20 protein-coding genes, 2 tRNA genes and 2 rRNA genes are annotated in these 24,032 nt (G+C 38.4%); 4 read left to right on the forward strand and 20 right to left on the reverse strand.

The genetic code is table 11. The features are described 5' to 3' along the window. Positions 1-55 precede the first annotated feature (55 nt). From ACFCT9_RS05115 to bcp, 7 genes are all read right to left on the reverse strand, one after another. Positions 56-2,979 (reverse strand): 23S ribosomal RNA (locus ACFCT9_RS05115). Positions 2,980-3,133: 154 nt separating this feature from the next. Next, a tRNA-Ala gene (locus tag ACFCT9_RS05120) sits at positions 3,134-3,209 on the reverse strand. A 16-nt stretch (positions 3,210-3,225) separates the two neighbouring features. Then, a tRNA-Ile gene (locus ACFCT9_RS05125) sits at positions 3,226-3,302 on the reverse strand. A gap of 95 nt (positions 3,303-3,397) precedes the next feature. After that, positions 3,398-4,949, reverse strand: a 16S ribosomal RNA gene (locus tag ACFCT9_RS05130). Together the 16S and 23S rRNA genes with 2 tRNA genes alongside form the textbook arrangement of a ribosomal RNA operon. A gap of 625 nt (positions 4,950-5,574) precedes the next feature. Then, positions 5,575-6,027, reverse strand: coding sequence for a peroxide-responsive transcriptional repressor PerR (gene perR / locus ACFCT9_RS05135; protein ID WP_412521357.1), 453 nt, complete (start codon positions 6,025-6,027; stop codon positions 5,575-5,577). Between the two features lie 93 nt (positions 6,028-6,120). Further along, on the reverse strand, positions 6,121-7,071 hold the full coding sequence (locus ACFCT9_RS05140) for a phosphoglycerate dehydrogenase (RefSeq protein WP_412521359.1): 951 nt from the start codon (positions 7,069-7,071) through the stop codon (positions 6,121-6,123). A gap of 5 nt (positions 7,072-7,076) precedes the next feature. Continuing rightward, positions 7,077-7,532, reverse strand: a complete 456-nt coding sequence (gene bcp / locus ACFCT9_RS05145; protein ID WP_412521361.1) for a thioredoxin-dependent thiol peroxidase — start codon at positions 7,530-7,532, stop codon at positions 7,077-7,079. A gap of 81 nt (positions 7,533-7,613) precedes the next feature. Between bcp and ACFCT9_RS05150 the strand changes: the two genes are divergently transcribed. Then, positions 7,614-8,903 carry a glutamate-1-semialdehyde 2,1-aminomutase gene (locus ACFCT9_RS05150; RefSeq protein ID WP_412521363.1) on the forward strand — a complete coding sequence of 430 codons (1,290 nt, stop codon included), beginning with the start codon at positions 7,614-7,616 and terminating at the stop codon, positions 8,901-8,903. Between the two features lie 105 nt (positions 8,904-9,008). After that, a complete protein-coding gene (locus ACFCT9_RS05155; protein ID WP_412521365.1) occupies positions 9,009-10,109 on the forward strand; it encodes an FUSC family protein in 1,101 nt (366 codons plus the stop codon). Positions 10,110-10,163: 54 nt separating this feature from the next. Here ACFCT9_RS05155 and ACFCT9_RS05160 read toward each other — a convergent pair whose 3' ends face one another. The 3 genes from ACFCT9_RS05160 to mutY form a co-directional block, all read right to left on the reverse strand. Next, positions 10,164-11,900, reverse strand: a complete 1,737-nt coding sequence (locus ACFCT9_RS05160) for an ABC transporter ATP-binding protein (RefSeq protein WP_412521366.1) — start codon at positions 11,898-11,900, stop codon at positions 10,164-10,166. A gap of 165 nt (positions 11,901-12,065) precedes the next feature. Next, entirely contained in the window at positions 12,066-12,608 is a 543-nt protein-coding gene (locus tag ACFCT9_RS05165) for a DUF402 domain-containing protein (RefSeq protein WP_412521367.1), read from the reverse strand. A 72-nt stretch (positions 12,609-12,680) separates the two neighbouring features. Further along, the gene (gene mutY / locus ACFCT9_RS05170; protein WP_412521619.1) at positions 12,681-13,727 is read right to left on the reverse strand and encodes an A/G-specific adenine glycosylase; all 1,047 of its coding nucleotides are present in this window, start codon (positions 13,725-13,727) and stop codon (positions 12,681-12,683) included. 118 nt (positions 13,728-13,845) lie between these two features. Here mutY and ACFCT9_RS05175 point away from each other — a divergent pair, with 118 nt between their 5' ends. Next, positions 13,846-14,829: a metal-dependent hydrolase gene (locus ACFCT9_RS05175; RefSeq protein ID WP_412521368.1), complete on the forward strand. Its 984-nt coding sequence runs from the start codon at positions 13,846-13,848 to the stop codon at positions 14,827-14,829. A gap of 94 nt (positions 14,830-14,923) precedes the next feature. Here the strand turns inward: ACFCT9_RS05175 and ACFCT9_RS05180 are convergent, their stop codons facing one another. The 7 genes from ACFCT9_RS05180 to ACFCT9_RS05210 form a co-directional block, all read right to left on the reverse strand. Beyond that, positions 14,924-15,721 (reverse strand): hypothetical protein, encoded by a 798-nt coding sequence (locus ACFCT9_RS05180; protein ID WP_412521369.1) that lies wholly within the window; start codon positions 15,719-15,721, stop codon positions 14,924-14,926. Between the two features lie 52 nt (positions 15,722-15,773). Beyond that, the gene (locus tag ACFCT9_RS05185; protein WP_412521370.1) at positions 15,774-17,300 is read right to left on the reverse strand and encodes an ATP-binding cassette domain-containing protein; all 1,527 of its coding nucleotides are present in this window, start codon (positions 17,298-17,300) and stop codon (positions 15,774-15,776) included. A gap of 15 nt (positions 17,301-17,315) precedes the next feature. Then, positions 17,316-17,630, reverse strand: coding sequence for a YfhH family protein (locus tag ACFCT9_RS05190; protein ID WP_002481649.1), 315 nt, complete (start codon positions 17,628-17,630; stop codon positions 17,316-17,318). Next, complete coding sequence (gene recX, locus ACFCT9_RS05195) at positions 17,623-18,426, reverse strand: recombination regulator RecX (RefSeq protein WP_412521371.1); 804 nt, start codon at positions 18,424-18,426, stop codon at positions 17,623-17,625. The genes ACFCT9_RS05190 and recX overlap by 8 nt, the downstream gene beginning before the upstream one ends. Before the next feature lie 172 nt (positions 18,427-18,598). Further along, positions 18,599-19,411 carry a monofunctional peptidoglycan glycosyltransferase SgtB gene (gene sgtB, locus ACFCT9_RS05200; protein WP_412521372.1) on the reverse strand — a complete coding sequence of 271 codons (813 nt, stop codon included), beginning with the start codon at positions 19,409-19,411 and terminating at the stop codon, positions 18,599-18,601. 181 nt (positions 19,412-19,592) lie between these two features. After that, the gene (locus ACFCT9_RS05205) at positions 19,593-20,120 is read right to left on the reverse strand and encodes a type 1 glutamine amidotransferase domain-containing protein (protein ID WP_412521373.1); all 528 of its coding nucleotides are present in this window, start codon (positions 20,118-20,120) and stop codon (positions 19,593-19,595) included. Positions 20,121-20,236: 116 nt separating this feature from the next. After that, positions 20,237-20,404 (reverse strand): SE1561 family protein, encoded by a 168-nt coding sequence (locus ACFCT9_RS05210; RefSeq protein ID WP_096754677.1) that lies wholly within the window; start codon positions 20,402-20,404, stop codon positions 20,237-20,239. Between the two features lie 172 nt (positions 20,405-20,576). On the opposite strand from ACFCT9_RS05210, the gene yfkAB reads away from it, so the two are divergent. Next, positions 20,577-21,728, forward strand: coding sequence for a radical SAM/CxCxxxxC motif protein YfkAB (yfkAB, locus tag ACFCT9_RS05215; RefSeq protein ID WP_412521374.1), 1,152 nt, complete (start codon positions 20,577-20,579; stop codon positions 21,726-21,728). A gap of 67 nt (positions 21,729-21,795) precedes the next feature. Here the strand turns inward: yfkAB and ACFCT9_RS05220 are convergent, their stop codons facing one another. Genes ACFCT9_RS05220 through ACFCT9_RS05230 form a run of 3 tightly spaced genes read right to left on the reverse strand, consistent with a single transcriptional unit; the run spans position 21,796 to position 23,833 of the window. Continuing rightward, positions 21,796-22,293 (reverse strand): acyl-CoA thioesterase, encoded by a 498-nt coding sequence (locus ACFCT9_RS05220; protein ID WP_412521620.1) that lies wholly within the window; start codon positions 22,291-22,293, stop codon positions 21,796-21,798. 58 nt (positions 22,294-22,351) lie between these two features. After that, positions 22,352-23,590, reverse strand: a complete 1,239-nt coding sequence (locus ACFCT9_RS05225) for an aminopeptidase (RefSeq protein WP_412521375.1) — start codon at positions 23,588-23,590, stop codon at positions 22,352-22,354. Between the two features lie 36 nt (positions 23,591-23,626). Then, complete coding sequence (locus tag ACFCT9_RS05230; protein ID WP_412521376.1) at positions 23,627-23,833, reverse strand: DUF1128 family protein; 207 nt, start codon at positions 23,831-23,833, stop codon at positions 23,627-23,629. Between the last annotated feature and the right edge of the window lie 199 nt (positions 23,834-24,032).

Below are 24,032 nucleotides of genomic sequence, written 5' to 3' on the forward strand. Positions count from 1 at the left end.
ACATTCAAAACTAGATAGTAAGTAAATTTCAATTCGACCAATCAAAACTTGAAATTTGATTAAGTCTTCGATCGATTAGTATTCGTCAGCTCCACATATCGCTATGCTTCCACCCCGAACCTATTAACCTCATCATCTTTGAGGGATCTTATAACCGAAGTTGGGAAATCTCATCTTGAGGGGGGCTTCATGCTTAGATGCTTTCAGCACTTATCCCGTCCATACATAGCTACCCAGCTATGCCGTTGGCACGACAACTGGTACACCAGAGGTATGTCCATCCCGGTCCTCTCGTACTAAGGACAGCTCCTCTCAAATTTCCTACGCCCACGACGGATAGGGACCGAACTGTCTCACGACGTTCTGAACCCAGCTCGCGTACCGCTTTAATGGGCGAACAGCCCAACCCTTGGGACCGACTACAGCCCCAGGATGCGATGAGCCGACATCGAGGTGCCAAACCTCCCCGTCGATGTGAACTCTTGGGGGAGATAAGCCTGTTATCCCCGGGGTAGCTTTTATCCGTTGAGCGATGGCCCTTCCATGCGGAACCACCGGATCACTAAGTCCGTCTTTCGACCCTGCTCGACTTGTAGGTCTCGCAGTCAAGCTCCCTTATGCCTTTACACTCTATGAATGATTTCCAACCATTCTGAGGGAACCTTTGAGCGCCTCCGTTACACTTTAGGAGGCGACCGCCCCAGTCAAACTGCCCGCCTGACACTGTCTCCCACCATGATCAATGGTGCGGGTTAGAAATCCAACACAGCTAGGGTAGTATCCCACCAGCGCCTCCACGTAAGCTAGCGCTCACGTTTCTAAGGCTCCTACCTATCCTGTACAAGCTGTGCCGAATTTCAATATCAGGCTACAGTAAAGCTCCACGGGGTCTTTCCGTCCTGTCGCGGGTAACCTGCATCTTCACAGGTACTATGATTTCACCGAGTCTCTCGTTGAGACAGTGCCCAAATCGTTACGCCTTTCGTGCGGGTCGGAACTTACCCGACAAGGAATTTCGCTACCTTAGGACCGTTATAGTTACGGCCGCCGTTTACTGGGGCTTCGATTCGTAGCTTCGCAGAAGCTAACCACTCCTCTTAACCTTCCAGCACCGGGCAGGCGTCAGCCCCTATACATCACCTTACGGTTTAGCAGAGACCTGTGTTTTTGATAAACAGTCGCTTGGGCCTATTCACTGCGGCTCTTCAGAGCGTGAACCCTAAAGAGCACCCCTTCTCCCGAAGTTACGGGGTCATTTTGCCGAGTTCCTTAACGAGAGTTCTCTCGCTCACCTTAGAATTCTCATCTTGACTACCTGTGTCGGTTTGCGGTACGGGCACCAGTTATCTAGCTAGAGGCTTTTCTCGACAGTGTGAAATCAACGACTCGAGGAAAACATGTTTCCTCTCCCCATCACAGCTCAACCTTAAGAATGGCGGATTTGCCTACCATTCAGTCTCACTGCTTAGACGTGCACTCCAACAGCACGCTTCGCCTATCCTACTGTGTCCCCCCATCGCTTAAAACGATAAATGGTGGTACAGGAATATCAACCTGTTATCCATCGCCTACGCCTGTCGGCCTCGGCTTAGGACCCGACTAACCCAGAGCGGACGAGCCTTCCTCTGGAAACCTTAGTCAATCGGTGGATGGGATTCTCACCCATCTTTCGCTACTCACACCGGCATTCTCACTTCTAAGCGCTCCACATGTCCTTGCGATCATGCTTCGACGCACTTAGAACGCTCTCCTACCATTGTCCTACGGACAATCCACAGCTTCGGTAATATGTTTAGCCCCGGTACATTTTCGGCGCAGTGTCACTCGACTAGTGAGCTATTACGCACTCTTTAAATGATGGCTGCTTCTAAGCCAACATCCTAGTTGTCTGGGCAATACCACATCCTTTGCCACTTAACATATATTTTGGGACCTTAGCTGGTGGTCTGGGCTGTTTCCCTTTCGAACATGGACCTTATCACCCACGTTCTGACTCCCAAGTTAAATTGATTGGCATTCGGAGTTTGTCTGAATTCGGTAACCCGAGAGGGGCCCCTCGTCCAAACAGTGCTCTACCTCCAACAATCATCACTTGAGGCTAGCCCTAAAGCTATTTCGGAGAGAACCAGCTATCTCCAGGTTCGATTGGAATTTCTCCGCTACCCTCAGTTCATCCGCTCACTTTTCAACGTAAGTCGGTTCGGTCCTCCATTCAGTGTTACCTGAACTTCAACCTGACCAAGGGTAGATCACCTGGTTTCGGGTCTACGACCAAATACTCAACGCCCTATTCAGACTCGCTTTCGCTGCGGCTCCACATTTGCTGCTTAACCTTGCATCAGATCGTAACTCGCCGGTTCATTCTACAAAAGGCACGCCATCACCCATTAACGGGCTCTGACTACTTGTAAGCACACGGTTTCAAGTTCTCTTTCACTCCCCTTCCGGGGTACTTTTCACCTTTCCCTCACGGTACTGGTTCACTATCGGTCACTAGAGAGTATTTAGCCTTGGGAGATGGTCCTCCCAGATTCCGACGGAATTTCACGTGCTCCGTCGTACTCAGGATCCACTCAAGAGAGAATAAACTTTCGACTACAGGACTTTTACCTTCTCTGGTTCAACTTTCCAGGTGATTCGTCTAATTTATTCCTTTGTAACTCCGTATAGAGTGTCCTACAACCCCAATGAGCAAGCTCATTGGTTTGGGCTCTTCCCGTTTCGCTCGCCGCTACTCAGGGAATCGATTTTTCTTTCTCTTCCTGCGGGTACTAAGATGTTTCAGTTCTCCGCGTCTGCCTTCTGACATGCTATGTATTCACATGTCGATAACACAACATAACTTGTGCTGGGTTCCCCCATTCGGAAATCTCTGGATCAACGCTTACTTACAGCTACCCAAAGCATATCGTCGTTAGTAACGTCCTTCATCGGCTTCTAGTGCCAAGGCATCCACCGTGCGCCCTTAATAACTTAATCACGTTATTAATATTGTGAGTAATCGCTTGCCATCGGCAATTGATTACTAGCGATTCATTTAAATGAATAAAGCTTTTAAAACTCTAATTCACTCGGTTTTGCTTGGTAAAATCTATTTTACTTACTTATCTAGTTTTCAATGTACAAATAATAATGGTGGAGACTAGCGGGATCGAACCGCTGACCTCCTGCGTGCAAAGCAGGCGCTCTCCCAGCTGAGCTAAGCCCCCATATATGAATTTTAAATGGTGGGCCTAAGTGGACTCGAACCACCGACCTCACGCTTATCAGGCGTGCGCTCTAACCAGCTGAGCTATAGGCCCATTTAAAATTGAATGATAAACATTCAAAACTGAATACAATATGTCACGTTATTCCGTTTCAGTTTCCTACGAAACTGTTCCGAATATATCCTTAGAAAGGAGGTGATCCAGCCGCACCTTCCGATACGGCTACCTTGTTACGACTTCACCCCAATCATTTGTCCCACCTTCGACGGCTAGTTCCTAAAAGGTTACTCCACCGGCTTCGGGTGTTACAAACTCTCGTGGTGTGACGGGCGGTGTGTACAAGACCCGGGAACGTATTCACCGTAGCATGCTGATCTACGATTACTAGCGATTCCAGCTTCATGTAGTCGAGTTGCAGACTACAATCCGAACTGAGAACGGCTTTATGGGATTTGCTTGACCTCGCGGGTTCGCTGCCCTTTGTACCGTCCATTGTAGCACGTGTGTAGCCCAAATCATAAGGGGCATGATGATTTGACGTCATCCCCACCTTCCTCCGGTTTGTCACCGGCAGTCAACTTAGAGTGCCCAACTTAATGCTGGCAACTAAGCTTAAGGGTTGCGCTCGTTGCGGGACTTAACCCAACATCTCACGACACGAGCTGACGACAACCATGCACCACCTGTCACTTTGTCCCCCGAAGGGGAAAGCTCTATCTCTAGAGTTATCAAAGGATGTCAAGATTTGGTAAGGTTCTTCGCGTTGCTTCGAATTAAACCACATGCTCCACCGCTTGTGCGGGTCCCCGTCAATTCCTTTGAGTTTCAGCCTTGCGGCCGTACTCCCCAGGCGGAGTGCTTAATGCGTTAGCTGCAGCACTAAGGGGCGGAAACCCCCTAACACTTAGCACTCATCGTTTACGGCGTGGACTACCAGGGTATCTAATCCTGTTTGATCCCCACGCTTTCGCACATCAGCGTCAGTTGCAGACCAGAAAGTCGCCTTCGCCACTGGTGTTCCTCCATATCTCTGCGCATTTCACCGCTACACATGGAATTCCACTTTCCTCTTCTGCACTCAAGTTTTCCAGTTTCCAATGACCCTCCACGGTTGAGCCGTGGGCTTTCACATCAGACTTAAAAAACCGCCTACGCGCGCTTTACGCCCAATAATTCCGGATAACGCTTGCCACCTACGTATTACCGCGGCTGCTGGCACGTAGTTAGCCGTGGCTTTCTGATTAGGTACCGTCAAGGGATGCACAGTTACTTACATCCTTGTTCTTCCCTAATAACAGAGTTTTACGATCCGAAGACCTTCATCACTCACGCGGCGTTGCTCCGTCAGGCTTTCGCCCATTGCGGAAGATTCCCTACTGCTGCCTCCCGTAGGAGTCTGGACCGTGTCTCAGTTCCAGTGTGGCCGATCACCCTCTCAGGTCGGCTACGTATCGTTGCCTTGGTAAGCCGTTACCTTACCAACTAGCTAATACGCCGCGGGTCCATCTATAAGTGACAGCAAAACCGTCTTTCATCATAAAACCATGCGGTTTTATGTGTTATCCGGTATTAGCCCCGGTTTCCCGGAGTTATCCCAGTCTTATAGGTAGGTTACCCACGTGTTACTCACCCGTCCGCCGCTAACGTCAAAGGAGCAAGCTCCTTATCTGTTCGCTCGACTTGCATGTATTAGGCACGCCGCCAGCGTTCATCCTGAGCCAGGATCAAACTCTCCATAATAATTTATGATGTTTGACTAGCTCATAAAAACTAATTGTTTTAAAACGTCTTAAGACGTTTGTTAATTTGGAATTAACGTTGACATATTGTCATTCAGTTTTCAATGTTCATTTTTTCGCGTTACAACAATCAATTATACTGCTTATGAATTTCGAAGTCAAGTACTTTTTAAAAATATTTTTTCGAAGTAACTTGTTTCGTTTTTTTCAACAATAACTATTCTATAATGTTTCTTGTTGTTAATCAATAGTAAAATTTACACTTTGTTAAAGTTTTTAATTCAAACTTTTAAAACTCAATGTTTAATTTACTGCGCCGTTTCAACGACCTATTCATCATATCAAGCCTTCTGTTAAGAGTCAATAATTTTCTATAATAAAAATTGTATAAAATTACTACAAGCGCGCACGTTTTCATTCATATGAGATTATTGCTGTATATGGTGTAATTACGCGACTAACTTTCTTACCATTTGTGTGTAGTTATACTTCGTTCTGTAATTTAAATTATATATTCTTATTGTTTTCATCTCTTTACATTACATTAAAACTCTTGCGATCAAATGGTAATTAAAAAAGCTGAATGTCCAAACGACATTCAGCTTTCCCTTTAATTGGTAATAATGTTATTGTTCTTTACTTTGGCATTCTGGACATAATCCATAAATTTCCATTCTGTGATGTGACACTTTAAAACCGGTCACATGTTGAGCTAATTGTTCAACTTCATGTAATTGCGGATAGTGAAAATCTACTATCTTACCGCAATTCTCACAAATGACGTGATAATGATTATGTGTATTAAAATCAAAGCGACTAGATGCATCTCCGTAAGTCAGTTCATTCACAATTCCTGTTTTCTTAAACACGCGTAAGTTATTGTATATCGTCGCAACACTTATGTTTGGAAAATCTGGTGACAGTGCCTGATAAATTTCATCTGCTGTTGGATGAGTTTTACTTGAAATCAAAAATCTAAGAATGGCTTGTCTTTGCGGTGTAATTCTGATTCCGGCATTTCTTAAAGATGCAATAGAGTCCTCTAATTGATGCTCAATAGATTCCATTTCTGCACTCATCTAATCCACCGTCTTTCTACTTAATAATAATTATTACTTAATATTAATATAACGGTAGAACCACTGAAATGTCAATGTTAGCACACTGTTTTATCAATAACCTTTTGATAAATCTACTTTATTCTCAATAACATCTCCATTGTTTAAGAATTGTTTGAAATTCCTAATAAATATTTGAGATGCCTCTTTGAAGTTCTCTTTACCATTTCCTGTAATATGTGCAGTAATGCTCACATTGTCTAAATCATAAAGTGGATTATCTTCTGATAAGGGTTCCTTTTCAAATACATCTAAATAAGCGTGACGGATTTTATTCTCTTTCAATGCGTTTACTATCGTTTCCTCTGATGCAATAGTACCTCTGCCAATATTAATGAATAATGCAGATTCCTTCATCGCATCAAATTGTTTATCCTTTAATAAATAATACGTGGATTCAGTTTCAGGTAAAACATTAACCACAATGTCCGCTTTAGGCAACACTTCATCAAGTTCACTTAAAGGATATACTTCATCAAATCCTTCAACTTCATGCCCAGTCGTATTAATCCCAATAATGTTCATTTCAAATGCGCGTGCAAGTTTTGCGATCTGTTGCGGGATATTACCTGTACCTAATAAAAGTATTGTATCTCCATCTACACGTCTGCCAGTAATTTTCGAATCATAAACTTTATTCTCTTGATTATGTCTAGATACTCGCATTTGTTTATAATCATCAAGAATATAAGCAAACACAAACTGGCTCATTTGTTTTGCATGGATACCTGATGCATTTGTCAGCACAATATCACGTTCAGCAAAATACTCTAATGGTAATGAATTTACACCTGCAGCATACCATGCCACAAATTTTAAATTCGGCATACCTTCAAAGAAAGCTTGATCAGCTTTGCCACTATAACCAATGACAACCTCTGCGTCTTGTTTATCTTGTTCTTTTATTTCATCTACATTTTTATGAAATACAAATTCAACTTCTGGAAAAGTTTCTTCCAATAACTGCTCAGAGTCTTTTAGTCTATTTAATGAAAGAACCTTCACGCACTTCACCCCAACATTTCTTTTAATTGATCCATTTGTTCTTTAACTTTTACTTTTTCAATCACATGTTCTACGACACCATTTTCATCTACAACAAAAGTTGTTCTTACAATGCCCATAGATTCTTTACCAAAACTTTTTTTCAATTGATAAACGCCTGTTGCTTCAGATAATTTATAATCTTCATCCACAAGTAAGTCGAAATTCAAATCATGCTTTGCGATAAAGTTTTGGTGTTTCTTTTTAGAATCTCCACTAATTCCGTAAACTGTAATATCTAAATCATTAAACATTGCCATGTTATCACGGAAGTCGCAAGCTTCAGTTGTGCATCCTGGTGTATTATCTCTTGGATAGAAATAAAGAATTGCCTTTCTGCCTTTGATTGTGTCGTTAGTAATGACTTCTCCATCTTGATTTTCTAATGCAAATTCAGGGAATTTGTCTCCTTTTTTCAACATATGCTCACCTTTTTCTTCTTATAGTTAATTATATGATACGATAGTAAACGGAAATATTAAATTAAAAGAGGTTGATAAATCATGAAATTTACTGAAAGCGAACGTCTTCAGAGTTTGTCTAACGAATATATCCTTGGCGGTGTCAACTCCCCTTCTCGTTCTTATAAAGCAGTTGGCGGCGGTGCTCCGGTAGTAATGAAGGAAGGTAAAGGACAATACTTATACGATGTAGATGGAAATCGTTATATTGATTATCTACAAGCGTATGGTCCGATTATCACAGGACATGCACATCCACATATTACTAAAGCGATTCAAGAACAAGCAGCTAAAGGTGTGTTATATGGTACACCAACTGAATTAGAAATCGAGTTTGCTAAAAAATTACGTGAAGCTATTCCATCATTAGAAAAAATGCGTTTTGTCAACTCTGGTACTGAAGCAGTCATGACAACAATCCGTGTCGCACGTGCGTATACTAATCGCGATAAAATCATTAAATTCGCAGGTTCATATCATGGCCATTCTGATTTAGTACTTGTTGCAGCAGGCAGCGGCCCTTCTCAATTAGGTTCACCAGATTCAGCCGGCGTACCTAAGAGTGTTGCACAAGAAGTCATCACTGTACCATTTAATGATATCGAATCTTACAAAGAAGCAATGAAACATTGGGGCGATCAAATCGCTGCAGTCTTAGTTGAACCAATTATCGGTAACTTCGGAATGGTTGAACCGCTTCCTGGATTCCTTGAAGAAGTCAATGAAATTACACATCAATATGGCGGCTTAGTGATTTATGATGAAGTCATCACAGCTTTCCGCTTCCACTATGGTGCAGCACAAGACTTGCTTAATGTTTATCCGGACTTAACAGCATTCGGTAAAATTGTCGGCGGCGGTTTACCAATCGGCGGTTACGGCGGACGTCAAGATATTATGGAACAAGTTGCGCCTTTAGGTCCCGCATATCAAGCAGGTACTATGGCAGGTAACCCACTTTCAATGAAAGCAGGTATTGCTTTATTAGAAGTATTAGAACAAGAAGGCGTCTATGATAAATTAGATCGTCTTGGTAAAAAATTAGAAGACGGTTTAAATGAACTAATCAAAAAACATGGCATCACAGCAACTATCAATCGTGTCTATGGTTCATTAACACTTTACTTTACAGATGAGAAAGTTACACATTATGACCAAGCAGAGAATTCTGATGGTGATGCTTTTGCTAAATTCTTTAAATTAATGTTGCATCAAGGTATCAACTTAGCACCATCTAAATTCGAAGCATGGTTCTTAACAACAGAACATACAGACGAAGATATTGATGAAACATTACGTGCTGCAGACTATGCCTTCTCTCAAATGAAATAAACTTGAAAAACATACTGATTCAGTGTATAAACTTTAATATACGTTTTTGTTCGGGAAGTTATTCTCGAACTAATGTGCATAAATAGAAAAAAGGAGCACGCTCATTTGAAACTAGGTGCAAGAATATTTAAAACAGGTATTGCGATTGTCCTAGCAATGTTAATTGCATCATTACTGCCAAAAAGTGCAGGGATTCCTACCGTAGCCGGTATTGGTGCAATTGTAGCAATGCAGCCAAGTGTATATCGTTCTTATAAAACGATAAAAGAACAGTTTCAAGGTAACTTAATCGGTGCCATTTTATCTGTATCGATGGTCAGTTTGTTTGGCGATAATATTATTATCATGGGTGCAACAGTAATTGTGTTAATTGCGTTGTTATTCCAAATCAAACTGCAACATGTTGCAACTTTAGCTACTGTTACTGCCCTCATCATCATGGGACAAGGCGGCGAAACAGGTAACTTCTATGCATCAGCCTTTTATCGTTTCGTTTTAGTGATGATTGGTGTTTTCAGTGCTTTTACTGTCAATGTAGCTTTCTTCCCACCTAAATACGAAACTAAACTGTATTATAATTCAATGAATATCGCTTCAGATATTTTCATTTGGATTAAATTAGTTATTAATGATACGACTGAGTTCTACCACGTTAAAGAAGATACGAAGAGTATTAAAGAGCGTTTAAAGAACCTCGAACAATTGTTTAATTACTATAAAGAAGAACGTCCTTTCTTCAGAAAAAACTGGCCAGAACTAAATCGTAAGAAAATCATCTTTAAACAAGTGGTCACAACGACGAAAAGTGCCTATGATGTTTTAAGACGCATGCATCGTTATCAACACGATTTGCATAATATGAGTACTGAACTCAAATTACAAATTAAATTTGAATTAGACGATTTAATGACTTCATATGATCAAATCATGTTAAGTATTGCACAAAAAGCAAGGCACGACTTTGATAACTTCCAAGCACCTGTAGACATTCCGCAAAAAATTGAATTATTGGATGCATTTAGAAATGAAATGCTTCTAAACACTGAAACATCTGAGTATTCAATTTCAAATGTGATGCAGATTATCTCTGCGATTGAAGAATTCAGTTATGATTTAGAACACTTAGACCGTTTAGTTTTAAGTTATTTCAAATATCATACAGATGACTCAAATATTGAAATTGAAGAAGAAGACTTAGACTTATAAAAATAAGAGCAGAAACATACCTCTCAGCTGAGGTGCGTTTCTGCTCTTTCTTTATTATAAATCTTGAATTGTGTAGAGATGGTGGTATGCACCTTGTTTAGCTAATAACTCTTGATGCGTACCCACTTCAATAATTTGTCCATTTTCAACCACAACAATTTTATCTGCATGCGTAATCGTAGACAAACGATGCGCAACGATTAATGTGGTTCTATTTTCGCTTAAATGTGCTAATGCTTCTTGAATAATTGCTTCACTCTCTAGGTCTAAAGCACTTGTCGCTTCATCTAAAATAATAATCGGCGGATTATTTAAGAAGATACGTGCCAGTGAAATACGTTGTTTTTGACCGCCAGATAATTTCACACCACGTTCCCCTACTTCAGTTTCATAACCTTCAGGCAAACTCATAATGAAATCATGTGCATTTGCGAGTTTCGCCGCTTCAATCACTTCTTCATCACTTGCACCTGGTTTACCTAACAAGATATTCTCTCTGATAGTATCTGAGAACAAGATATTATCCTGCTGGACTAAACCAATTTGTTCACGCAAGCTGGATAATAAGAAATCTTTGATGTTATAACCATCGATGGTGATTGTCCCATCTGTGGAATCATAGAAACGCGGAATCAAATTAATCAATGTGGATTTACCGCCACCGGACATTCCGACAAATGCGACGGTTTCTCCATGATTGACATTTAATGAAATATTATCCAATACTTTCGGTGCATGTGGATTATATCTAAATGATACATGCTCTAATGAGATATTGCCTTCTGTAATTTTAATCGGTTTCGCACACGGTTCGTCTTTGACATCATAATCTTCATCTAGTAAATGGAAAACACGGTCCATTGACGCAAAACTTTGTGTCAATGTTGTAAATGAAGATACTAAACGACGTAAAGGTCCAAAGAGTTGTTCTAAGTAGCTGACGAAAGCTGCTAACGTACCCACTGTTATAGAACCTGTAACCGCTAAATAACCGCCGACACCAATAACAATAATCGGACCAATGTCAGTTACAGTATTAATTGCGGCGAATGAATACGCATTCCAACGTGTATGTTTAAAGGCACGATTTAAGAATTTACTATTCTTCTTATCAAAGTTTTGTGCTTCATTTTTTTCAATCGCAAAACTTTTAATGACTGAAATACCTTGAACACGTTCATGCAAGAAACCTTGCACTTCTGCTAAAGCTTGTGATCTTTCACGTGTTAAACTACGTAATCTTCCGAAGAAGTAATAGACCGTTAAAATGTAGAACGGGAATATAACCATCGCTGCCAATGTTAATTTAACATCAAGCACAAACATGATAGACAATGCGATAATAATCGTCACACAGTCTAACCAAATATTCATCAGCCCAGTTAAGATAAAGTCTTTCGTTTGTTCAACGTCATTAATCACACGTGAAATCACTTCGCCTGCTTTATTATTGGCATAAAAGCGTGCGCTGAGGGCTTGTAGATGATCATAAAGCCGCTTACGAATATCATAAAGAATTTTGTTGCTGGTCCACTGTGCAAGATATTGGCGCATATACTCTATTGGTGGACGTACAATTGCAAATATAAAAAAGGCAATCCCGATTGCGATACCCAAGTGGCTCAATTTCGATTGCATGCCCATGCTCGGATTGTTGATAACATCATCAATAACATATTTTATTAATAATGGAATCAACATCGGAATGCCGAATTTAATGATACCAATGATAATGGTAGCTGCTATCCGCCATCTATACGGCTTAACAAACTTTAAATACCTGCGTATCATTGAGGCAATCCTCCCTTTCTATCCTATTTGTATTTATAACGTGAAATAAATCAACGAGGCGAGACATTACCACGTGATGTCCCAACCTCGTATTAAGATTGTTATTCATACCTCAGTTATTATAATTAAAAACACAAGCCGTAATAAAGCATTCTGCTTGATACGCTAACCTTGTCTTAATTTTTTAAATCGTTCTTTCCAAACTTTAATAAAGTCAGGCGCAAATGGGCCTTTCTTTTGTTCAATCCATTGTTGTAAGATATCAACGTTCCTGCGTAAAATCGCATCAATATCTTTTGGATAATTCATTTGCTGCATATGTTGCTGATATTCATCTTCATCCAACAAATGATACTTCCCGTTCGGATAAACTTTGATATCTAAATCATAATCAATATATTTCAATGCTTCCTCATCACACACAAAAGGTGAAGATAAGTTGCAATAATAGTAAACACCGTCTTCTCTGAACATACAGATGACATTAAACCAATATTCCGAGTGGAAGTAAACAATAGCTGGTTCTCTAGTAATCCATGTACGTCCATCGCTTTCGGTTACAAGCGTGTGGTCATTGCCTCCAATCACAACATGGTCTGTCCCTTTCAATATCGTAGTTTCTGACCAGACTCTATGAATGTTGCCATCGTGCTTGTAACTTTGAATTTTAATCCGTTCTCCTTCTTTCGGTATGGACTCTTTTACCATGTTCCACACCTCCTCCTGGCTATTTTTCACATTCCCAATTATAACATAACGCCATTTTAAACTCAGACTAAACTACTTTTTAGTTAAATAGTTCATAACTTTATGCATAGATGCCGGGAAATTATATGCATCGCGATCCTCGAGACGCATCCACAAAAATTGTTCATCTAACGTAATCTCTGACGCATCTATGACATCATCAACTTGATACACTTGAATATCCCATGTTAAATGTGTGAACTGATGTTTTAACGTAAATATCGGTTCATCGCTGATGGAAACATCTTGTTGTAGTAAATCATGCAGCTGTTCTTCACTATGTACCGCTTCATACATTGGAAATTCCCACATGCCATGCAATAATTTTTCCGTGCGCTGTTCAATCAGCACTTCATGATTTTGGTTATAAATGACATAACAGTTCTGCTTAATCGTTTTCTTCTTAATCTTTTTCGGTTTAACTGGCAACGCATCAACTGTACCTTCTTCTAATGCAGCACAATGGCTCTGCACCGGACAAAGTAAACAAAGTGGCGACTTTGGTGTGCAGATTAATGCGCCTAGTTCCATCATGGCTTGATTGAATTGACCTGCGTTAGTTTGCACATAGGGACGTAATTCTTGTTCAAACTTTTTTCGTACGGATTGTTTTGTCGTATCGCTGAAATCATTATTTAAACGAGACCAAACACGAAATACATTACCATCAACAGTTGGTAAAGGTAAATCAAACGCAATACTCATCACTGCTGCTTGCGTATAAGGACCTACCCCTTTTAATCGCGCAAACAAATCCGGATTGCTTGGGACTTGTCCATTATATTTCGTCGCAACTTCTTGAACAGCATGATGAAAATTTCGTGCACGACTATAATAACCCAGTCCTTCCCAATATTTTAGAACTTCATCTTGAGATGCTTCACTTAAATCTTCCACAGTCGGGAAGCGTTCTGTAAAACGATGATAATAATCAATCACCGTTTTGACTTGTGTTTGCTGCAACATGACTTCACTTATCCAGATATAATACGGATTGGTTGTTTCACGCCACGGCATTTCACGTTGATTGGTTTCAAACCAATCTAATAAATCTTTTTTGAAACTTTTTTGATGTTTCATCAAAAAACAGTACTCCTTCTCTCTCGTCAACTCAACCTTTTTTAAAGATGAATTGATTTAGTTATTTGTCAATATGTTTTATACTATATGTAAGAATAATTGAAATGAGTGAACAATTATGGATACAGGTACACACATTGTCATGGGCATCGGGCTTACCGCGCTCGCCATGCATGACCCCACCCTGTCAGATCACTTTGGTGCTGCTGCGACAACATTAATCGCAGGTTCATTGATTCCTGACAGCGACACTGTATTAAAACTAAAAAACAATGCTGCTTATATATCTAATCATAGAGGTATCACACATTCAATACCTTTTACTATATTATGGCCGATACTCATTACTTTACTCATATTTACATTCTTCAGCCATATCAATCCATTGCATATTTGGTTATGGGCACAACTTGCGGTCTTTTTACACGTCTTTGTAGATATTTTCAACTCTTATGGAACCCAAGCTTTACGACCATTCTCAAATAAATGGATTCAATTGAGTGTTATCAATACCTTTGATCCATATATCTTTATTTTATGGTGTTTAGGTATCGTCCTTTGGGCTTTCGGTTTAAACGCCTTTGCAGTTTATATTCCAATTTTCATTGTGTTGGTCATTTATTACATTGTACGTTTTATTTTCCAAGCGACGATTAGAAAACGTGTTTTACGTATGGTCAGCAGCCAAGATGACGCCCACCTTGTCAAAGTCTTTGTCGCACCTACTATGAAGTTTATGGAATGGCGTGTCGCGGTTCAAACACAAACACATGATTATGTTGGACGCAGTTATGGAACAAATGTGGTCTTCGCAGATAAAGTTAAACGACAGCCTTTCCCTGATGAGGCGTTAATGAAAGTATTACGTAATGACCCTAACATCAAAGCATTTTTAAACTTTTCATCTATTTACAGATGGGATACACGTCGTTTAAGTGATAATATTCTTGAAGTCCGCTTCATTGACTTACGTTACTTAAACAAAGATCACTACTCTTTCGTTGCGATTGTCCACCTAAATCAAGCATTAAACATCACGCATTCCTATACAGGTTGGGTCTTCAGCGAACAAAAATTAATGAAAAAGCTATATGCCCATTAATAAAAGAACGAGAACAAAATGTATTTTATACACTTTGTTCTCGTTTTATTTATGCACGCCTTTATTCATAAATCTTGTATATATCATTTATAGCTTACTGCTCAAAATTTGTGTTTTTGACTTTATCTGGTTCAGCTGTATTTTTCAAATGAATCGAACGATGTGTCGTCATTCTGAATTTCTCATACGCAATATGCGGTCTTAAAATATACAGTAATAAACTGGCGATACCCAACCAAACCATAAAGAAGAAATGGTAAGGAATATTTCCTAAGCTATTTATACCGATAATGACAGCTTCTTCAATACCAGAAACAAGATAAAACAATGGATTCAACATTAAAATATGCATCCAAATTGATTTATGTGCAGTTGGAATGAAAAAGATTGGTACGATGATAAACATCAACGCAAACACGATATAAAGCGTTATATCAAAAATTTGATAACGACTAATCATTCTTACTAAACCAAGAACTTGTGACACAATCATCACAAAGATATTCCACATTACCCAATAAAACAATATGGCCCAAAAAGAACTGTCTAAATTCACCGGTTTCACAAGGACAACCATCGCGATAGAAATGAGTAATCCTAGAGAAAAAATCAATGAATAGATGATTGTTTTAAAGGCTGTCGGATAGTCATAATTTTTATATTCATAATAATCCCTGCGATAACGCATTGTGTTGAAATAAAGTGTGACCAGTGTCCACGATAATGTGATGAACCCGATGAAACGGTAATACCACACTGCTTGTGTTTCTTCTGTCGCATTAATGACTTTTAACAACAGCAACATGACGAGTAATAATAATACAGAAGCTGCAAGCGGAATCGCAAGCCATCTCCAATTCCGCTTCAAACTGCCCGTTAAATGTCTAATCATTTGCGGCAAGCTATAATAAAAATTTATCAGTTTATCGATCAAAACGTCTCACCTACAATTCTATATAAATCCATTTATTATCTTTCAAATCAGCGATAAAGTAACCCTTACCAGATTTTGTTACCCAATAATCACCTTTGATATCGAACTTATCGACCAATTTGTCTTTATCAACAATTGGGAAAACAAAGCCTGTTAAATGATCAGTATCATTAAATAGTAAATCTACAGGTTGTTGTGTCACCGGCGCCACAAAACGCTGGTCTTGTTCAGGAACTAAACTTTTAGTTGCTTTTTTATGTGATTGGCCGATATGACTATTATAGAAATCAATATAGTTAATATAGTTAGACTTCATATAATCTTCGAGTGAATCTTTACCATGTCGTTCATACAAGCCTGCTGGATTGAAATGATACAATTTATTTTTGCCTGTTACATATGTTTTGTCATCTATCACAAGACGATATTTATCATCATTTTCACCCGTAATGGTCACAAATGAGTATTTCGGCAATTTTACTTTATTAGAATTGTCCAAACCTTTCACTTCTATTTCCTTATTCGTCACAATGCCATACGTCAATGTTTCATCAAAGACACCTTTTTTCTGTGCTTGTAATTTACTTTGTTCTGTATTTTGAGCGAAGTGTACAATTCCTAAATTGTTGAACAATAATGCCGCTGTAAAGATAAAACCGACCAGCAACAAGACACTCCAACCAATCACGCGCGCAAGGAAAGGCGTAGGTTTTGCGTGTTTATAACGTTCAACACGCTTAAAGTTGTAGGACATTTCAGGAATTCGTGATCGTTTTTTCTTCCAATCCACATCAAACTGCGCTTTTTCCTCGTCAGTTTTTAATGATTGGCGATCGCGCTCATGTTCTCTAAATGTAGGCAGCACACGACTCAATGGTCCTTCTAAACGTAATTGACCATGTGAAACCCATACCGCATAGTTACACACAGCTTGAATCACTTCTAAGTTATCATCAATCGTGATCATCGTCAGTTCATCATCTATGTAATCTTGTGATAAAGCGACAGCTTTATCCATAAATGAATCATCTAGTTCACTGAGTACATGGTTGAAAATAATGATATCTGCTTTAGAAGTACGTGCTAAACTGACAATTAATTGTGCATAGGCACGATCTGTCAGTTCATAAACTGGCTTGTCTTTTTGTTCAAATAAATCAGCATAGCGCAAAATTTGTTCGACTTTGTGTCCAGAAGCTGTATATGTAAAAAGTTCCACCGCATTTTGAACAAAAGCAGCTACCGTTTCTTCATGTAAATGTTTATCTTCAATATCTCCGAAGTATAAACTGCCGTTTCGTCTGATACGCCCTTTATCCGGTTTGACTTCACCCGCTAAAATTCTGCCGATTAATGTTTTAGACGCGCCTGGCTCTCCTATAATGCCTAACGATTCGCCTTGATATAAGTGAAGCGACACATTGTTCAACTCGATATCTTCAGCATCATAACCATATGGGAGATACCATTTTTTTCTATTCTTTTTACGATAATAATGTGTTATATTCAGTAATTTTAATACAATCGAACTCGCCATAATTTCTACATCCTTCTAAAGTTTTAATAATGCGACTGGGATGCCTTCTTCACTTAGTCCGCTATGCAAGATTTTGCCCCATGCAAAGACACCTTTCAAACGATCGACACGCATATAACGTTTCGTACCATCATTTAATTCATAAAGTTTACCGAATTCAATTTTGTCTGTATCTACCAAGTAACTTTCCGCTATGATGACTTTGGTACGGTAGACATCGTACTCGTTTAAAATGCCGTTCATTTCTGCTTTACGCATTTTTTCTTTATATTTTTGTATTTCATTTAAAATTTCACTTTTAGTCATTTCGCTTAAACTTTTCTCAGTCATCGCTAATCCCGCTTTCTCTTAATTTATCTTTAATTGTATCATACTCATAGCCTTTTCTGAGCAGTGCTTCTATTGTTTTCATCACAAGTTGTTGACCGCTATATTTACGTTCATTTTTACGATACACTTTTTCCAATTCCTTTTGCAATAGTGCATCAATTTCATCAGTATCCGGTTCAAAATCTAAAGCCTGCATGGCTTCATTTATCATTTCAAATGAATAACCTTTTTGAAGTAATGATTGTTTGACTTTATCCGTCCGCTTCTTCATTGGCCCTTTCTTCTGATGCATGAGTTTATCAGCCAGCGCAATGATATCATCTAGTGGTTGTTCTTGTTCGTAACGTTCACCATAGTCCTCTATAATATTCTTTTCTATTCCCGCTTTATAGAGTTTTTGTTTATAAATTTCCGGACCTTTATCCGTCGTACGAATCATTGTATTTTTTAAACTTTCCGCATAATCTTGATGATCAATATAGCCTTCTTGATGACAATACGCAATCACTTCGGCTATCGCTGTTTCATTGATTTCATGTTTCTGTAAATGCGTGATGACTTCTTGTTCTGTTCTTTTACGATAGGACAGATATTGAACTGCGTAATGCAGTCCTAAACGATAGTGTTCATACTTTTGAATATGCATCATATCTTCAGCAGTGAGCACATCGCCCTTTTTCAAATTAAAGTGTACGAGAGTATCCATATCGATACCCATTTCAAATGCACCATCTAAGTATAAATTAAAGCGTTCTTTATTTTTCTTTTGTACTTCAATCATTGTAATTTTAGGCATGGTCTCACCTCTTCTCTTAATATCAGTAGTCGTACTTTATTGTAAAACAAATACAAGTACTTTTATAGCATTATCAACTTTTACCTTCAGAGTAATCATGATTGTTCGTCACTAAATAAACAGATATAGAAAAAGGCAATTCAGTTTCAACTACTGATTGCCTAAATGTGCATTAAACACCTAACTGTGCTAATGCAGTTTTATATTGTTGATCATTTATATAGCCTTGTTGTTTCATTTTCTCTAAATTGATTTTGACACGATTGATATAATTCTGCGACATATTATTAACGTCATAGACACTTGGCGCATTAATTTTACTTGCTAAAATTGCACTTTGCAGCACAGAAATCGTTGGCATGTTTTGACTATGTGCCACCGTCGTTGTGCCGAAGTAATGATTTGCAGCACTTTCAATTGTATATTGATTGTCGCCAAAATAAATATTATTTACGTAAAAACTCAATATTTCTTCTTTAGAATATTCTCTTTCCATGCGCGATGCGACCAAAATTTCTTTCACTTTACGCGTAAAACTTTGTTCGTTTCCATAATAATAGTTTTTAACAACTTGTTGGCTGATTGTACTGCCGCCTTGGACCGATTGGTCGCTTAATGTCGTAAATAACGCTCTGAATATCCCTTTAACATCGAATGCGCCATGATCATAGAATCGTTCATCCTCCATGGCTATAAAAGCACCTTTCGTGTATTCTGGCATATCATTGATTGGAACAAATGTAGATTTATTTTCAATTGTTTTTAAGTCCTCGACATTGGCACGTGATGACAATGCATACATCACACCAAAGAAGAGTGCTATCACAATGATGAGTCCAATAAGTAATTTTAAAAATAAGCCTTTGCTTTTTCTTTTTCTTGGCGGTGTACCTACGGGTTGGTAATAAGTATTATAATGGGGTGTATTCTGTGTGGCTCTACTTGTCTCACGTTGAGACCTTGATAGCCTTTCGCTTCTTTTCATACACAGATCTCCTCAATCTTTTTTTAGTATTTCACACATAATTATAATTGAGAACCGTTTGATATGAAATAAGAATTATACGTTTTAACACAAAATCAGTCTTGAGTAGTACACGTTGATACACCCATCTATGTAAAAAAGCCGGAATATCTCTCAGATACTCCGGCTAAGCTGATTAAGCTTATGCTTCATTATTTTTTAAAGTGTCAACAATTGCTTTGTTGAAGTCATCTAAATCATCAGGTGTACGGCTTGTTACAAGATTTTTATCCACTACTACTGATTCATCTTTAACATCAGCACCTGCATTTTCTAAATCTTTACGTACGTTTAAGACTGCTGTTAACGTACGGCCTTTTAAATCATCTGTATCAATTAAAACTTGTGGACCATGGCAAATCGCAAAGATAGGGTCATCTTCTTTGATGAATGCTTTTGCGAATGTACCATATCTGCCTTCTACGTCTCCACGTAAGTGGTCTGGTGAAAATCCGCCAGGAATTAATAAGCCTGCGTAGTCGCTTGGTTGTGCTGAACCGATATCTACATCAACTTTAGCTTTTGTACCATGTTTACCGACTACTTCTTCTCCAGCTTCAGAACCAATAATCACTGTTTTATAGCCAGCTTCTTCAATTGCTTCTTTTGGACTTGTTAATTCAATATCCTCAAAGTCATTACCTAAAATAATTGCTACTGTTTGTGCCATTGATTTATCACCTTTCTATTCTATACAATACATTGTATTTTGAATTGCTTTTGTCTTTGTTTGTACTAATTGTATAGACCAAAAAGCGCTAACTTAAACATAGAAAGTATTAACAATTACTTCTCACGTTGATACAATTTTACTTTCTCTTCTAGTTGATCGAGTAAACCAATCCATTCATCTACGTCTTCAACACTGACTTTATCTGGATCCACATGGTCAATTTCATCTACAAATTCAGATAATCTCGTTTTAATGTTTGTGATTAATTCATTTTCGCTCATTTTCATGATAAGGCTCCTTTATAAAAAATATATTCTTATCTTAACATGCGATTGACAAAATTCACTAGAATATTAATAATATGGAATGAATTACTTTTGTGATTTGAACCTTTCAGTTCACATTACCCGAATTTTATTCAAGAAATACATTGTACAGAAAGAAGGCAAAATAATGATTGGCCAATCTACGAATATTAAAAAGCCGATTACAATAGCAAATGATCCTTGGGAGGCATATAACGACGTTGAGGCAACTGGCGGTTTGCAGTTAAGCAACATTGAATTCACAACTACGAATTTATGTAATATGCGTTGCAGTCACTGTGCTGTTGGTTATACCTTGCAAACAAAAGATCCAGAACCGCTTCCTATGGATTTAATGTTTAAGCGTCTAGATGAAATTCCAAACTTGCGTACTTTATCTATCACAGGCGGCGAACCGATGTTTTCTAAGAAATCGATTCGAAATGTCGTTAAACCACTTTTGAAATACGCTTATGATCGCGGTATTTATACACAAATGAACTCTAATTTAACATTGCCGCAAGATCGTTATTTAGATATTGCTGAATACATAGATGTGATGCACATTTCACACAACTGGGGAACGACAGATGAATTTGCTACAGTTGGATTCGGCGCAATGGAAAAGCAGCCTCCGCTTAAAGCAAAACTCAAACTTTATGAACAAATGATTGAAAATTCCAGAACGTTATCAGAACAAGGCATGTTTGTTTCAGCTGAAACGATGTTGAACCAAAGCACCAAACCTTATTTAGAAAAAATCCATCGTGAAGTAGTTAACGATATGAAATGCAGCCGTCACGAAATCCATCCGATGTACCCTTCTGATTTTGCAAGCCAATTAAATGTATTAAGTTTAAAAGAAATCAAAGAAACAATTCGTCACTTATTAGAAATTCGCGATGAATCTATCTGGATGCTATTCGGTACGCTGCCTATGTATCCTTGTATCCAAGATGAAGATGACGCACAATTATTCAACCAACTGCGCTCAGCGAAGAATGTCAGCTTACGTAATGATCCAGATGGTCGCAGTCGCTTGAATGTCAACGTCTTTACAGGCGATGTAATTGTAACAGACTTTGGTGATGAAACAGGCTCTATTTCTAACATTCAAACTGATCGTCTAACGGATGTTTTTGATAAATGGTTAGCTTCCGACTTAGCACAAAGTCTAAATTGCCATTGCGCACCTGTTCATTGCTTAGGACCCAACTTGCTCGTTAAAAATATGTATTATCCAAATACAGATTTCCGTGAAAAAGAAAAAATGATGCACCGCATCTTTCAACAACAATAATTAAAGTCAAAAAAATGGCATCCCGACACAAAGTACTGTGTGGAGATGCCATTTTTAAATGCTTCATTTATTCAATATGACGTCTTCTTGTTAAGAATTCTAATGTATCCTTACTTTCTTGACGACGTTCTTTTCTACGTTTAACACGCGCAGGTGCAGTACTATGGAACCACTCTTGGATTTCCCCTTCAGGATAAACACCAGGTACTTCTGTCGGTTTGCCGTTTTCATCTAATGCGACAAATGTTAAGAAGCTGAGTGCTGCCATGTGTTTTTTGTCATTAATAATATCTTGCAGAATAATTTGTACACATACTTCCATTGAACTATTCCCTGCATATGAAACCATTGCTTCGTATGAAATAATGTCTCCGTTACGAATAGGTAATAAAAAGTCTACTGAATCCGTAGATGCTGTAACAACAGGTGTACTACTATGTTTCATAGCACAGATTGCCGCAATTTCATCAATGTTCGCCATTAATAAGCCCCCGAACATTGTATGGTGGTGGTTAGTATCTTGCGGATAGACTTGACGATCTTTAACAGTTTTTGAAGCTGACATAGGTTTACTTTCTCTTTGTTCCACGATGAATCTCCTTTATAAATTGATTTTATTTTAATTAATAAGCCCAGTTACCGTCTTTAAACACAATTTCTTCTCCCCCATCTTGCGTGATACCGTAAATTGTTAAATCAGCGCTGCCAATCATGAAATCTTCATGAATAAACGCATCATTTAACCCTTCTTCACTTAATTGTTCACGCGTCATATCTGTGCCGCCAATAATCGTAAATGGATAACCGGCACCTAATGCGATATGACAAGAAGCATTTTCATCTAATAATGTGTTATAAAAGACACGATTGCGATTTGAAATCGGTGAATCGTCTGGAACTAATGCGACTTCCCCTAAATATCTTGAGCCTTCATCGGTATCTAGCAAGTCACGTAATACTTCTTCCCCTTTTTCAGCAGAAAACTCAACGACTTTACCTTCTTTGAATGTAAGTTTAAAGCCATCAATCAATGTGCCGTTGTAACTAAGCGGAAGTTTATTTGTAACATAACCATTGACACGGTTACGATCTGGTGCTGTAAATACTTCTTCAGTCGGTATATTAGCAATGAATTCTTGTCCACTATTTGTGAAACTTGTCGCATCTTGCCATAAATGATTTTTAGGCAAGCCAATTGTTAAATCTGTACCTTCTGAAATATAGTGAAGTGCTGTGTATTGTTTGTTTTGTAAATATGTCGCATGTTCACTAAGATTTTGGATATGTTGATTCCAATTTTCAATCGGATCATTGCCGTCGACACGGACAATATCTAATAATTCATCGATGAATTTTTCATATGCAGCTTCGGCATCTAATTCAGGATAGACACGTTGTGCCCATGCTTTATTTGGATATACGACCACACACCATGGCAAGTCATTATTTTGAATGGCTTCCATATAACCTTTAAATCCTTTTGAATAAGCTTTGCCGAAAGCCGCTTTTTTAGCACTATCTGCATCACTTAATAAATCAGGATCAGAACTGATTAAAGCTAAGTTGGCAGCACCGCGTTTGACATAGTCCATACGTTCTTCAACATCATAAGCTTTTACATCATTTTCTGAGAAGTAGTCTGCAGATTCATGTTCGAACTGTAAACGTCTTAACGTATCATCTGCATATTTTACTCTTACATCAGAAGCACCGCGTTGATATGCTGCTTCAACGATATCATGCGTTAATTCTAATGCATCTACAGATGAACGAATAAATACCGGTTGCCCCTCTTGCACATTCATACCGACATTGACGATAAGTTGCGCATATTGTTTTAGCTTTTCTTGTAATTGAGACATAACTAAGTTCCTCCTTATTCTGACTGCTGTTTGTTCTTAAGATTGTCTTAATTCACCTAATTCAGATGCAATGGCAGTAACTTCACTCGGTGAAAATTTATCCTTAGAAGTAACAAAACTATGAATTTCTTCGATTTTAGCTTCGTCTGCATCTTCAAATTTATCAGGATCAATTAGATTGACATTGACCACGTTTAATTTTTCTCTGATTTCAATAATCATATCTTTATTCTTTTCTGACATTTAAATCACCTCTTTATGGTTATATATTATCAAATTCAACAATTCCTGAAAACTTTTGATAATTTCCTCTTTAGAAGTTGCTTGAAAACCGATAAGATTATATTATATGGGTTATTTCATCTGAGTTCGGGTAAATATTATCTATGGAACGTTAGGTATTCTTTCTATCTATGTTCAATCATACGCTTTATTTACCTGA

The sequence above is a fragment of the Staphylococcus simulans genome (assembly GCF_047037175.1).
GTDB classification, from domain to species: domain Bacteria; phylum Bacillota; class Bacilli; order Staphylococcales; family Staphylococcaceae; genus Staphylococcus; species Staphylococcus simulans_C.

What these genes read in the sequence shown, in the direction of transcription:
- perR (WP_412521357.1), bottom strand. Translation starts at nt 6,027, where the DNA reads ATGAGTGCAGAAATGGAATCTATTGAGCATCAATTAGAGGACTCTATT.
- bcp (WP_412521361.1), bottom strand. Translation starts at nt 7,532, where the DNA reads ATGTTGAAAAAAGGAGACAAATTCCCTGAATTTGCATTAGAAAATCAA.
- ACFCT9_RS05150 (WP_412521363.1), top strand. Translation starts at nt 7,614, where the DNA reads ATGAAATTTACTGAAAGCGAACGTCTTCAGAGTTTGTCTAACGAATAT.
- ACFCT9_RS05160 (WP_412521366.1), bottom strand. Translation starts at nt 11,900, where the DNA reads ATGATACGCAGGTATTTAAAGTTTGTTAAGCCGTATAGATGGCGGATA.
- ACFCT9_RS05165 (WP_412521367.1), bottom strand. Translation starts at nt 12,608, where the DNA reads ATGGTAAAAGAGTCCATACCGAAAGAAGGAGAACGGATTAAAATTCAA.
- mutY (WP_412521619.1), bottom strand. Translation starts at nt 13,727, where the DNA reads ATGAAACATCAAAAAAGTTTCAAAAAAGATTTATTAGATTGGTTTGAA.
- ACFCT9_RS05175 (WP_412521368.1), top strand. Translation starts at nt 13,846, where the DNA reads ATGGATACAGGTACACACATTGTCATGGGCATCGGGCTTACCGCGCTC.
- ACFCT9_RS05180 (WP_412521369.1), bottom strand. Translation starts at nt 15,721, where the DNA reads ATGATTAGACATTTAACGGGCAGTTTGAAGCGGAATTGGAGATGGCTT.
- ACFCT9_RS05185 (WP_412521370.1), bottom strand. Translation starts at nt 17,300, where the DNA reads ATGGCGAGTTCGATTGTATTAAAATTACTGAATATAACACATTATTAT.
- ACFCT9_RS05190 (WP_002481649.1), bottom strand. Translation starts at nt 17,630, where the DNA reads ATGACTGAGAAAAGTTTAAGCGAAATGACTAAAAGTGAAATTTTAAAT.
- recX (WP_412521371.1), bottom strand. Translation starts at nt 18,426, where the DNA reads ATGCCTAAAATTACAATGATTGAAGTACAAAAGAAAAATAAAGAACGC.
- sgtB (WP_412521372.1), bottom strand. Translation starts at nt 19,411, where the DNA reads ATGAAAAGAAGCGAAAGGCTATCAAGGTCTCAACGTGAGACAAGTAGA.
- ACFCT9_RS05205 (WP_412521373.1), bottom strand. Translation starts at nt 20,120, where the DNA reads ATGGCACAAACAGTAGCAATTATTTTAGGTAATGACTTTGAGGATATT.
- ACFCT9_RS05210 (WP_096754677.1), bottom strand. Translation starts at nt 20,404, where the DNA reads ATGAGCGAAAATGAATTAATCACAAACATTAAAACGAGATTATCTGAA.
- yfkAB (WP_412521374.1), top strand. Translation starts at nt 20,577, where the DNA reads ATGATTGGCCAATCTACGAATATTAAAAAGCCGATTACAATAGCAAAT.
- ACFCT9_RS05220 (WP_412521620.1), bottom strand. Translation starts at nt 22,293, where the DNA reads ATGTCAGCTTCAAAAACTGTTAAAGATCGTCAAGTCTATCCGCAAGAT.
- ACFCT9_RS05225 (WP_412521375.1), bottom strand. Translation starts at nt 23,590, where the DNA reads ATGTCTCAATTACAAGAAAAGCTAAAACAATATGCGCAACTTATCGTC.
- ACFCT9_RS05230 (WP_412521376.1), bottom strand. Translation starts at nt 23,833, where the DNA reads ATGTCAGAAAAGAATAAAGATATGATTATTGAAATCAGAGAAAAATTA.